At 61.2% G+C, this 12,060-nt stretch carries 9 protein-coding genes; 5 read left to right on the top strand and 4 right to left on the bottom strand.

Translation table 11 applies throughout. From position 1 onward, the window contains the following. Window positions 1–142 precede the first annotated feature (142 nt). From lepB to lptF, 4 genes are all read right to left on the bottom strand, one after another. The gene (gene lepB / locus CAG25_RS11210; protein ID WP_064382430.1) at window positions 143–997 is read right to left on the bottom strand and encodes a signal peptidase I; all 855 of its coding nucleotides are present in this window, start codon (window positions 995–997) and stop codon (window positions 143–145) included. Between the two features lie 9 nt (window positions 998–1,006). Continuing rightward, window positions 1,007–2,803, bottom strand: coding sequence for a translation elongation factor 4 (gene lepA / locus CAG25_RS11205; RefSeq protein ID WP_039769508.1), 1,797 nt, complete (start codon window positions 2,801–2,803; stop codon window positions 1,007–1,009). A 172-nt stretch (window positions 2,804–2,975) separates the two neighbouring features. Continuing rightward, window positions 2,976–4,037, bottom strand: a complete 1,062-nt coding sequence (gene lptG / locus CAG25_RS11200) for an LPS export ABC transporter permease LptG (protein WP_007957365.1) — start codon at window positions 4,035–4,037, stop codon at window positions 2,976–2,978. Further along, window positions 4,030–5,151 carry an LPS export ABC transporter permease LptF gene (gene lptF / locus CAG25_RS11195; RefSeq protein WP_007957364.1) on the bottom strand — a complete coding sequence of 374 codons (1,122 nt, stop codon included), beginning with the start codon at window positions 5,149–5,151 and terminating at the stop codon, window positions 4,030–4,032. Before lptF ends, lptG begins: the two co-directional genes overlap by 8 nt. Before the next feature lie 307 nt (window positions 5,152–5,458). Here lptF and CAG25_RS11190 point away from each other — a divergent pair, with 307 nt between their 5' ends. From CAG25_RS11190 to rlmF, 5 genes are all read left to right on the top strand, one after another. Then, a complete protein-coding gene (locus CAG25_RS11190) occupies window positions 5,459–6,949 on the top strand; it encodes a leucyl aminopeptidase (protein WP_047292705.1) in 1,491 nt (496 codons plus the stop codon). A 60-nt stretch (window positions 6,950–7,009) separates the two neighbouring features. After that, on the top strand, window positions 7,010–7,438 hold the full coding sequence (locus tag CAG25_RS11185) for a DNA polymerase III subunit chi (RefSeq protein WP_064593578.1): 429 nt from the start codon (window positions 7,010–7,012) through the stop codon (window positions 7,436–7,438). An 8-nt stretch (window positions 7,439–7,446) separates the two neighbouring features. Beyond that, window positions 7,447–7,839, top strand: coding sequence for a hypothetical protein (locus CAG25_RS11180; protein WP_064593575.1), 393 nt, complete (start codon window positions 7,447–7,449; stop codon window positions 7,837–7,839). A gap of 199 nt (window positions 7,840–8,038) precedes the next feature. Continuing rightward, window positions 8,039–10,885: a valine--tRNA ligase gene (locus CAG25_RS11175; protein WP_085611421.1), complete on the top strand. Its 2,847-nt coding sequence runs from the start codon at window positions 8,039–8,041 to the stop codon at window positions 10,883–10,885. 133 nt (window positions 10,886–11,018) lie between these two features. After that, complete coding sequence (rlmF, locus tag CAG25_RS11170; RefSeq protein WP_085611420.1) at window positions 11,019–12,044, top strand: 23S rRNA (adenine(1618)-N(6))-methyltransferase RlmF; 1,026 nt, start codon at window positions 11,019–11,021, stop codon at window positions 12,042–12,044. Window positions 12,045–12,060: the final 16 nt, after the last annotated feature.

The following is a 12,060-nucleotide window of genomic DNA, read 5'->3' as shown; positions in this document are numbered from 1 at the left end:
TCGCCGGGAATCGGCGCAGGCCTGGGACAATTAACGCTGTGTTCAAAAATGACGTCCTGAATATCGTGGCTTCATGCCCCGGAGCCGGTTGTGCCGACGCCAGAAATGCATTCGGCGCTGTGGTCAACAGCGCCGTGTTTGTTTACTTGATCAGGCCGACCCGCGAGAAGTTCGGCAGGTGGCTGAGTTTCGGTTCCGGCCAGCTCATCCAGACCGCGAAGGCTTTGCCGACGATGTTCTGGTCGGGAACCATGCCCAGCAGATCCTTGGGAATGTTCGGATCATCCCAGTAGCGACTGTCGTTCGAATTGTCGCGGTTGTCGCCCATCATGAAGTAGTGCCCGGCCGGCACGGTCCAGGTATGGTCCGGCGTGGCGCGGTAGCGGCTCATTTCCTTGCGGATCAGGTGCTCGGCGGCGCCGAGTTTTTCCTTGTAGAGTTCCGCGCTGCCCAGCGTACCCGGCTCGGAGCCGACCAGTTGCTCGGCAATCGACTCGCCGTTGACGAACAGGCGCTTGTCGGCGGTGTACCGCACGGTATCGCCCGGCAGACCGACTACACGCTTGATGTAGTTGACGTTGGGGTCGCTCGGGTAGCGGAATACCATCACATCGCCGCGCTGCGGGTCACCGACTTCGATGATCTTCTTGTCGATCACCGGCAAACGGATCCCGTAGGAAAACTTGTTCACCAGAATGAAGTCGCCGACGTCCAGGGTCGGTTTCATCGAGCCGGACGGAATCTGGAACGGTTCCACCAGGAACGAACGCAGCACCAGGACGATGAACAGCACCGGGAAGAACGACTTGCCGTACTCGACCAGCAGCGGTTCCTTGTTCAGCTTCTCGACCACCACCACGTCAGGCTGGCTGACGCTGCCCTGATAGGAGGCGATGGCGGCACGCCGACGCGGTGCCAGGATCAACAGATCGAGCAACGCCAACAGACCGCAGACGAACACGGCAATGACCAGCAACAGCGGGAAATTTAGTGACATAGGACCTGACTATTCCAACCTGAGCACGGCGAGGAAGGCTTCTTGTGGAATTTCCACGTTGCCGACCTGTTTCATGCGTTTCTTACCGGCCTTCTGCTTCTCAAGCAGTTTTTTCTTACGGCTGACGTCGCCGCCGTAGCACTTGGCCAATACGTTCTTTCTGAGTGCCTTGACGGTTGTCCGGGCGACGATCTGACCGCCAATGGCAGCCTGGATGGCCACGTCGAACATCTGACGAGGAATCAGTTCTTTCATCTTCTCGGTCAACTGGCGACCTTTGAAGTGCGAATTGTCACGGTGCACGATCAACGCCAGAGCGTCGACCTTGTCGCCGTTGATCAGCACGTCCAGTTTCACCAGATTAGCCGATTGGTAACGATCGAAATGGTAGTCCAGCGAAGCATAGCCGCGGCTGGTGGATTTCAGACGGTCGAAGAAGTCCAGGACCACTTCGTTCATCGGCAGGTCGTAGGTCACTTGCACCTGATTGCCGAGGAACAGCATGTCGACCTGCACACCGCGTTTCTCGATGCACAGGGTGATGACGTTGCCCAGATGCTCCTGCGGTACCAGGATGTTGGCGCGCACGATCGGCTCGCGCATGTCTTCGATCGATGAGACGTCCGGCAGCTTCGACGGGTTGTCGACGTAAATCGTTTCACCGGTTTTCAGCACCAGTTCGAAGATTACCGTCGGCGCCGTGGTGATCAGGTCCAGGTCGTATTCGCGCTCCAGGCGCTCCTGGATGATTTCCATGTGCAGCATGCCGAGGAAGCCGCAACGGAAGCCGAAGCCCAGCGCGTCGGAGCTTTCCGGCGTGTATTGCAGCGACGAGTCGTTCAGGGTCAGTTTCTGCAGCGCTTCGCGGAAGTCCTCGAAGTCGTCGGAACTGACCGGGAACAGACCGGCGTAAACCTGCGGCTGGATGCGTTTGAAACCTGGCAGCACCGGAACGTCCGGGGTGGAGCTCAGGGTCAGGGTGTCACCGACCGGTGCACCGTGAATGTCCTTGATGCTGGCGATGATGAAACCCACTTCGCCGGCCTTCAGGTCAGCGGTGGCGGTGTGTTTCGGGTTGAACACACCCACGCTGTCGACCAGATGCACCTTGCCGGTGGACTTGACGAGAATCTTGTCGCCCTTCTTCACGCGGCCATGACGCACGCGCACCAGGGAGACAACACCCAGGTAGTTGTCGAACCAGGAGTCGATGATCAACGCTTGCAGCGGATCTTCGATATTGCCGGTTGGCGCAGGAATGGTGGCGACCAGACGCTCGAGCACTTCGTCGACACCCAGGCCGGTCTTGGCGCTGCAGGTGACGGCGTCGGTGGCGTCGATGCCGATGATCTTCTCGATCTCGTCCTTGACGCGGTCAGGCTCGGCCTGTGGAAGGTCGATCTTGTTCAGGACCGGCATGACCTCGAGGCCCTGCTCGATGGCGGTGTAGCAGTTGGCCACGGACTGGGCTTCAACGCCCTGCCCCGCATCGACCACCAGCAACGCACCTTCACAGGCCGCCAGGGAACGGCTGACTTCGTAGGTGAAGTCGACGTGGCCCGGGGTGTCAATGAAGTTCAGCTGGTAGGTGACGCCGTCTTTGGCCTTGTAATAGAGGGTAACGCTGTGGGCCTTGATGGTGATCCCGCGTTCGCGCTCCAGATCCATGGAATCCAGTACCTGGGCTTCCATTTCACGCTCGGCCAGGCCACCGCACATCTGGATGAAACGGTCAGCCAGCGTCGACTTGCCATGGTCAATGTGGGCGATGATGGAGAAATTGCGGATATGACTCAAATCACTCACGGATCAACACTCAAAAAGGCTGCAGGCTTGGCCCGCCGAAAAATAGCCGGGAATTGTACCTGATACACGGCGCAAGCGTCACGTTCGCCTGTCACCCGGATTGCATGCAAAAACGCCCCGGTCTGGCGACCGAGGCGTTTTCAAGGCTAAAGCGTGGGTGAAACCTTGTTCATCAACCGGCTCGACGCAACAGCCAGACACCCGCCAGCGCACACACGCCGGCCGGCACCAGCACCGCGAACAGCGGCGAGAAACCGAATACCAGGCTGGATGGACCCAGCAGATCCTGAACGATGCGGAAGGTGAAACCCACCAGCACGCCCGTGAACACCCGCTGACCGAGGGTCACCGAACGCAACGGACCGAAGATGAAGGAAATCGCCATCAGCACCAGCGCGGCGGTCACCAGCGGCTGCAACACTTTGACCCAAAATGCCAGCCAGTAACGACCATTGCTCAGGCCCTGATCGGCCAGATAGTGGATGTAACCCCACAGGCCGGTGATCGACAGCGACTCCGGCGCCATCACCACGGTGCTCAGCAGTTGCGGGCTCAGGGAGACATCCCAGCGCTCGACCGGCGTATTGACCACTTCGGTGCTGCGCTCGTGGAATTTGGTGGTGGTCACGTCGGTGAGCTGCCAGTGATCGGTGTCGAACTCGGCGCGCTTGGCGAAGCTCGAGCTCAGCAGATGGCGCTCCTTGTCGAAGTGATAGCGGGTCACGCCGTACAGACGACCGTTGGGTTGCACGGAGTTGATGTGAATGAACTCCTCGCCCTGACGGTGCCACATGCCATGCTTGGCGCTTTGCGCGTCGCCGCTGCCTTGCGCCAGCGAGCGGTTGGCCTGAGCCATGCTTTCGGTGGCCGGTGCCACGTACTCGCCGATCAGCACGCCGGCCAGCATCAGCACCAGCATCGGCTTCATCACCGCCCAGACGATGCGCCCGATGGACACACCGGCGGCGCGCATCACGGTCAGCTCACTGCTGCTCGCCAGACTGCCGAGGCCGATCAGGCAGCCGATCAGCGCCGCCATCGGCAGCATGTCGTACATGCGGCGCGGTGCGGTCAGGAGCACAAAGCTCAGGACATCGACCAGGGTGTAGGTGTCACTGACGTCGCCCATCTCGTCGATGAACGCAAACAGAGTGGCCAGGCCGAGAATGATCGCCAGCACCGCGATGATCGCCATGAACACGCTGCTGCCGATGTAGCGGTCGAGTTTAACCACGGGCCACCTCCAGCGCTGCGCTGCGACGGCTGGCCAGTTTCAGGCGCAGAGGCTCCCAGTACAGCAGGCCGAGACCGATGACCAGGAAGATCGCGTGCACCCACCACAAGCCGAGCGCCGGTGGAATCTTGCCTTTCTCGAGGGCGCCGCGGGCGGCAATCAGGATGGTCAGGTAAGCCATATAAAGAAGAATCGCCGGCAGCAGCTTGAGGAAACGCCCCTGACGCGGGTTGACCCGCGACAGCGGCACCGCCATCAGGGTCACGATGAACACCAGCAACGGCAGCGACAGGCGCCATTGCAGTTCGGTTTTCGAGCGGATGTCATCGCTACCCACCAGAGACGAGGTCGGCATGGCGTCACGGTCGGTGACTTCCTCGCTGACATCCGGCTTGGGCAGCAGCACGCCGTAGGTTTCGTAGTGGATGGCGCGGTAGTTGGCCTGACCCGGGCTGCCGTCGTAGCGGTAGCCATTGTCGAGGATCAAGTAGCGGTTGCCGTCGGGACGCACTTCCTGACGGCCCTTTTCCGCCACCAGCACGGAAATCCCGCGATCTTTCTGGTTGGCGCCGAGGTTCTTCTGCGAAATGAACACGCTGCCAAGGTTGACCCGATCGTCGCTCAGGGTTTCGGTGTAGGTCACCCGCGTACCGTCGCGCAGGGCCTGGAAGCGGCCGGGCTCGAGGGTGTCGAATTCGGTCAGGGCGTCCTGTTTGTTCAGCAGCAGCTGGAACTGGTTGGCGCCTTGCGGGGCCAGGCTCAGGCTCAGCCAGGCAACCACCAGTGCCACCAGAGTGGCCGGGAACAGGGTCATGCGAAACAGACGCTGCTGGCTCATGCCGGTGGCCGAGAGCACGGTCATCTCGCTTTCCAGGTACAACCGGCCGTACGCCAGCAGGATCCCGAGAAACAGGCCCAGTGGCAGGATCAGTTGCAGGAAGCCCGGCAGACGGAAGCCCATGATCAGGAACAGTGATCCCGGATCGAGCTGGCCCGCAGCGGCCTGGGCAAGGTATTTGATGAAGCGACCGCTCATGATGATGACCAGCAGCACGGCGCTTACCGCACTCAGGGTCAACAGGACTTCGCGGGACAGATAACGGAAGACGATCAAACCAGACACTCCAGGGTTGTCAGGCTAAGGCGGCCAAACAAGCAAACGTATCGACGGGCCCGCAAGGCAGAGCCGTCGAAAAAAGATGCGGCATTATCCTGTGATTGAGGGCGCCTGTCACTGCGCACACTCACGCAAGCATGCAATCCGTTGAAGATCGCACAACCGAGGGTTGTCAGGCGCGGTGAGCGAGGTTCAAACTGCCGCCTCTGTCGCAGGCACTGGCCTGCGCCTCTTCTCTCTATAAGCAGGCGACGGCGGACACGTCGAACGCCTGCGTGTTGACCATTCATTCAGGGATCCGGACATGGAACTGGTTGTAAAAAGCGTTAGCCCAGAAACGTTGAAAACCGCCACCCTGGTGGTTGCCGTCGGCGAAGGCCGCAAACTCGGTGTTGCCGCCAGGCAGGTCGACGAACTGAGCGGCGGCGCCATCAGCGCCGTGCTCAAGCGTGGCGACCTGGCCGGCAAGGTCGGCCAGAGCCTGTTGCTGCACAGCCTGCCGAACCTGAAAGCCGAACGCGTGCTGCTGGTCGGCGTGGGCAAGGATGAAGAACTGGGCGACCGTCCGTTCCGCAAGATCGTCGCCGGCATCCTCAACACGCTTAAAGGCCTGGGTGGCAGCGACGCCGTGCTGGCACTCGATGAAATCATCGTCAAAAACCGCGACAGCTACGGCAAGACCCGTCTGCTGGCCGAAACCCTGGTCGATGGCGAATACACCTTCGACCAGTTCAAGAGCCAGAAAGCCGAACCGCGCGCCCTGAAGAAAATCACCCTGCTGACCATCAAGGCCGCTCAGGCCGAAGTGCAACGCGCCGTGAACCACGCCACCGCGATCGCCAACGGCATGGCATTCACCCGTAACCTGGGCAACCTGCCACCGAACATCTGCCACCCGACCTTCCTCGGCGAGCAAGCCAAGAACCTCGGCAAAGAGTTCAAGGATCTGAAAGTCGAAGTCCTCGACGAGAAGAAGATCAAATCCCTGGGCATGGGTTCGTTCTACGCCGTCGGCCAGGGCAGCGCCCAGCCGCCGCGCCTGATCGTCATGCAATACAACGGTGGCAAGAAATCCGAGAAGCCGTACGCGCTGGTCGGTAAAGGCATCACCTTCGACACCGGCGGCATCAGCCTGAAGCCGGGCGCCGGCATGGACGAGATGAAGTACGACATGGGTGGCGCCGCCAGCGTGTTCGGTACCCTGCGCGCCGTGCTGGAACTGAAGCTGCCGATCAATCTGGTGTGCATCCTGGCCTGCGCCGAGAACATGCCGAGCGGCACCGCTTCGCGTCCGGGCGACATCGTCACCACCATGAGCGGCCAGACCGTGGAAATCCTCAACACCGACGCCGAAGGCCGTCTGGTGCTGTGCGACGCCCTGACCTACTCCGAGCGCTTCAAGCCGCAGGCGGTGATCGACATCGCCACCCTGACCGGTGCCTGCGTCGTTGCGCTGGGCGCCCACACGTCGGGCCTGCTGGGCAACAACGACGAACTGATCGAGCAACTGCTGAGCGCCGGCAAGGCTGCCGACGACCGCGCCTGGCAACTGCCGCTGTTCGATGAGTACCAGGAGCAACTGGACAGCCCGTTCGCCGACATCGCCAACATCGGCGGCCCGAAGGCCGGCACCATCACCGCTGCGTGCTTCCTGTCGCGCTTCACCAAAAACCTGAACTGGGCGCACCTCGACATCGCCGGCACCGCCTGGACCAGCGGCGGCAAGGACAAGGGCGCCACTGGCCGTCCGGTTCCGTTGCTGACTCAATACCTGCTGGATCGCGCCAAAGCCTGAAACCGATGAACCTGGGCGGCGCTGCCTTCGGGCGGCGCCGTTCAAGGCTCAGGAACCGCAATGACCAAAGTCGACTTTTATATCCTGCCCAGCGCCGATCCTTCGGCGCGTCTGGATTTTGCCTGCAAGCTCACTGACAAGGCTTGGCGCATGGGCCATCGCATCTACCTGCATTGCAGCGATGCCGCCCAGCGTGATGATCTCGATGCGCGACTGTGGGCGTTCAAGGGCGAAACCTTCGTGCCTCACGGCCCGGCTGAGAGCGAACCGGAAGGACTGATCGTGTTGGGACTGGGCGATGACTGCGGCCAGCACGCAGACTTGCTGGTCAACCTCGACCTGAAAGTCCCGGTTTTCGCCAATAAATTCGCCCGCGTTGCCGAGGTGGTGGTGGAAGATCCGGCGATCCGCACTGCGGCGCGGGAGAGTTTCCGTTTCTACCGCGAACAGGGCTATCCTCTGCAAGACCACCGTTTACAGCGACTCTGAGTACGCCGATGGACACTCCAAAACCGCTGCAAAAACCCGCGCACCTGCTGGATGACCTTGAGTCGATCCGCCAGTTGCTCGGCGATGACAACCTGCAACCGCCGCTCTTGACCGACACGGTCGATGATGGCGAACAGGAACAGATTCCGATGTTGTTCGATTCGGTCGACAACACGCCGCACGCCGTCGAAGCTGCACCCGCGCCGACGCCACCCCCGCAACCTGCCGCTGCACCTGTGGATAAAGGTCCCGACGCTATCCTGCACCTGGACAGCGAACTGCGCGCTGCTGCGCAATTGATCATGCAGGACGTGATCGACGATTTCGCGCCGCACATCGAAACCGAAATCAAACGTCGCCTCGAGGCGCGGATGGAACGGCTTCTCGGCCAGTACGAATAATTCCCTGATCTCCTGTGGGAGCTGCCCTGCCAGCGATAGCATCACCGCGTCTTTCCTGAAAAACCGCGGCGCCTGCATCGCTGGCAAGCCAGCTCCCACATTTAAGCCTCCACCCGGCCCGCCCCGCTCGCCCTGCGCCCCTTGCCCCGCTATACTTCCCGGCTTTTCCTGAATAAATGCCAATAGGGTCCCGCCGCGCATGGATAAGACCTACCAGCCGCACGCCATTGAAACTTCCTGGTACAACACCTGGGAGTCCGAGAACTACTTCGCCCCGCAAGGCGCGGGCGACTCCTACACCATCATGATCCCGCCGCCGAACGTCACCGGCAGCCTGCACATGGGACACGGTTTCAACAACGCGATCATGGACGCCCTGATCCGTTTCCGCCGCATGCAGGGTCGCAACACCCTGTGGCAGCCGGGTACCGACCACGCCGGTATCGCCACGCAGATGCTGGTGGAGCGTCAACTCGAAGCCCAGGGCCAGAATCGCCACGATCTGGGCCGCGAAAAATTCCTCGAGAAAGTCTGGGAATGGAAGGATCAGTCCGGCGGCAACATCAGCCGTCAGATCCGCCGTCTCGGCTCGTCCGTGGACTGGAGCCGCGAGCGCTTCACCATGGACGACGGCCTCTCGGAAGCCGTTAAGGAAGCCTTCGTGCGCCTGCACGAAGACGGTCTGATCTATCGCGGCAAGCGTCTGGTCAACTGGGACACCAAACTGCACACGGCGATTTCCGACCTCGAAGTGGAAAACCACGACGAGAAAGGTTTCCTGTGGAACCTGAAGTATCCGCTGGCCGACGGCGCGAAAACCGCTGAAGGCAACGATTTCCTGATCGTCGCGACCACCCGTCCGGAAACCATGCTCGGCGACTCCGCCGTCGCGGTGAACCCGAACGACGAGCGCTACAAAGCCCTGATCGGCAAATTTGTCGAGCTGCCGCTGGTCGGCCGCCGCATTCCGATCATCGCCGACGATTACTGCGATCCTGAATTCGGCACCGGTTGCGTGAAAATCACCCCGGCCCACGATTTCAACGACTACGAAGTCGGCAAGCGCCACAACCTGCCGCTGCTGAACATCTTCGACAAGAACGCCAACGTGCTGCCGGCAGCGCAGGTGTTCAACCTCGACGGCACGCTGAACGACAGCATCGACGGCAAGATTCCGGCCGAGTACGCCGGTCTCGAGCGTTTCGAAGCGCGCAAGCAGATCGTTGCCGCGTTCGACGCCGCCGGCCTGCTGGTCAGCGTCGACGACCACAACCTGAAAGTGCCGAAAGGCGACCGTTCCGGCACCGTGATCGAGCCGTGGTTGACCGACCAGTGGTACGTGTCCACCAAACCGCTGGCCGAGCCTGCGATTGCTGCCGTTGAAGACGGCCGTATCCAGTTCGTGCCGAAGCAGTACGAAAACATGTACTTCTCGTGGATGCGCGACATCCAGGACTGGTGCATCAGCCGTCAGCTGTGGTGGGGCCACCGGATCCCGGCATGGTACGACGAGTCGGGCAAGGTCTACGTCGGTCGCGACGAAGCCGAAGTGCGCGCCAAGCACAACCTCGCTCCGGACGTTGCGCTGCAACAGGACAACGACGTTCTCGACACCTGGTTCAGTTCGGGCCTGTGGACCTTCTCCACCCTGGGCTGGCCGGAAAAGACCGAGTTCCTGAAGAAATTCCACTCCACCGACGTGCTGGTCACCGGTTTCGACATCATTTTCTTCTGGGTTGCCCGGATGATCATGCTGACGATGCACCTGATCAAGAACGAGGACGGTACGCCGCAGGTTCCGTTCAAGACCGTTTACGTGCACGGTCTGGTACGTGATGGCCAGGGTCAGAAGATGTCCAAGTCCAAGGGCAACGTCCTGGACCCGCTGGACATCATCGACGGTATCGAGCTCGAAACCCTGGTGCAGAAACGCACTTCCGGTCTGATGCAGCCGAAACTGGCGAAGAAGATCGAGAAGCAGACCCGCGACGAGTTCGCCGACGGCATCGCCAGCTACGGCACCGACGCCCTGCGCTTCACCTTCTGCTCGCTGGCCTCGACCGGTCGCGACATCAAGTTCGACATGGGCCGCGTCGAAGGCTATCGCAACTTCTGCAACAAAATCTGGAACGCCGCGCGTTATGTTCTGGACAAGGGCGAAGACTGCGGCCAGAACGGCGAAGCCTACGAGCTGTCGCTGGCGGATCGCTGGATCATCTCGCAACTGCAACGCACCGAAGCCGAAGTGACCCGTCAACTGGATCAGTTCCGTTTCGACCTGGCGGCGCAAGCCTTGTACGAGTTCATCTGGAACCAGTACTGCGACTGGTACCTGGAACTGTCCAAGCCAGTGCTGTGGGACGAAAACGCGCCGGTCGAGCGTCAGCGCGGTACCCGCCGCACGCTTGTTCGGGTACTGGAAGTGGCGCTGCGCCTGGCGCATCCGTTTATGCCGTTCATCACTGAAGAGATCTGGCAGCGCATCGCGCCGCTGGCCGGCATTCAGGGCAAGACGATCATGCTGCAACCTTGGCCGGTGGCCAACGAAGAGCGCATCGATCCGGCGGCCGAAGACGACATCGAATGGCTCAAGGGCCTGATGCTCGGCACGCGTAACATCCGTGGCGAAATGAACATCGGCCCGGGCAAGCCACTGCCGATCTACCTGAAGAACGTCAGCGCTGAAGACCAGCGTCGCCTGACCGAAAACGAAGCGCTGCTGAAGAAGCTGGCGCGTCTGGAATCGATCACCGTACTGGCCGCCGGCGAAGAAGCGCCGCTGTCCGCCACCGCACTGGTCGGCGAGATGGAAGTGCTGGTGCCGATGGCCGGTCTGATCGACAAGAACGCCGAGCTGGCGCGTCTGGACAAGGAAATCCTGCGTCTGCAGGGCGAAGTCCAGCGCGTTGGCGGCAAGCTGTCCAACGCCGGTTTCGTTGACAAGGCCCCGGCCGAAGTCATCGAGAAGGAACGCGCCAAACTGGCCGAAGCCGAACAGGCTCTGGCCAAGCTGGCCGAGCAGCACGCGCGGATTGCCAGCCTGTAACGGCAAATCGCACTGAAAAAGGGAGGCCCGCAACGGCCTCCCTTTTTTGTGCCCGGCACTTTTCCGGCCAACAACACGGCTCCCTGTGGGACAATGGCCGCCACTTTCAGCCCTACCCGAATCGACCACGCCCATGAACGCCCCACGTACACCGAAACCTGCGCGCAAGAAGCCTGACTCCGCCACCCCGGCCAAGCCCGTGGAACCGCGTAAAGAAGCCAGCCTTCACCCGCGCAATCGCCATCAGGGTCGTTACGACTTCCCGGCGCTGATCAAGACCACGCCAGAACTGGCGAAGTTCGTGATCATCAACCCGTACGGCAAGGAAAGCATCGACTTCGCCAGTCCCGATGCAGTGCGTGTGTTCAACCGGGCGCTGCTCAAGTCGTTCTACGGCATCCAGCATTGGGACATCCCGGCCGATTATCTGTGCCCACCGGTGCCGGGCCGTGCCGACTACATCCACTTCCTGGCTGACCTCTTAGCCAGCAACAACGACGGTGTGGTTCCGCGCGGCGCCATCGTCAATGTGCTGGATATCGGCATGGGCGCCAACTGCGTGTATCCGCTGATCGGTAACAGCGAATATCGCTGGCACTTCCTCGGCTCTGAGATCGATCCGACCGCCGTGGCCGCCGCCAAGGCTATCGTCCAGTCCAACGACCTGAACAAGGTCATCCAGCTGCGCCAGCAGGAGAACCGCAAGCACATCCTGATCGGCCTGCTGGAGCCTGGCGAGCGCTTTGACCTGACCATGTGCAACCCGCCGTTCCACGCCTCGATGGAAGAAGCCACCAAGGGCAGCGAGCGTAAATGGCGCGCCTTGGGCAAGGCCGACCCGAAGCGCAAATTGCCGGTGCTGAACTTCGGCGGTCAGTCGGCCGAATTGTGGTGTGAAGGCGGCGAAGCGCGTTTCGTGACGCAACTGATCGCCGAAAGCGCGAACTTTGCGCACAAGGTGTTGTGGTTCAGCACCCTGGTCTCGAAAGCTTCGAACCTGCCTGCCATCGAAACCGCGCTGAAGAAGGCCGGTGCGCTGGAAAGCCAGGTGGTGGAAATGTCCCAAGGGCAGAAACAGAGTCGCTTCGTCGCCTGGACCTTCCAGACCAAGTCCGAGCAGCAGATCTGGCGGCGCGAACGCTGGGTGCGCAAGAGCTGAATTCGTCCGCGCGATT

This window comes from Pseudomonas sp. B16(2017) (assembly GCF_002113205.1).
Lineage (GTDB): Bacteria > Pseudomonadota > Gammaproteobacteria > Pseudomonadales > Pseudomonadaceae > Aquipseudomonas > Aquipseudomonas pharyngis.
This window is presented reverse-complemented; position numbering and strand designations above follow the sequence as displayed.

Bases quoted from the DNA above. Each gene is read 5' to 3' on its own strand.
- CAG25_RS11180 (WP_064593575.1), top strand. From the start codon at position 7,447: ATGGACACTCCAAAACCGCTGCAAAAACCCGCGCACCTGCTGGATGAC.
- rlmF (WP_085611420.1), top strand. From the start codon at position 11,019: ATGAACGCCCCACGTACACCGAAACCTGCGCGCAAGAAGCCTGACTCC.
- CAG25_RS11185 (WP_064593578.1), top strand. From the start codon at position 7,010: ATGACCAAAGTCGACTTTTATATCCTGCCCAGCGCCGATCCTTCGGCG.
- lepB (WP_064382430.1), bottom strand. From the start codon at position 997: ATGTCACTAAATTTCCCGCTGTTGCTGGTCATTGCCGTGTTCGTCTGC.
- CAG25_RS11175 (WP_085611421.1), top strand. From the start codon at position 8,039: ATGGATAAGACCTACCAGCCGCACGCCATTGAAACTTCCTGGTACAAC.
- CAG25_RS11190 (WP_047292705.1), top strand. From the start codon at position 5,459: ATGGAACTGGTTGTAAAAAGCGTTAGCCCAGAAACGTTGAAAACCGCC.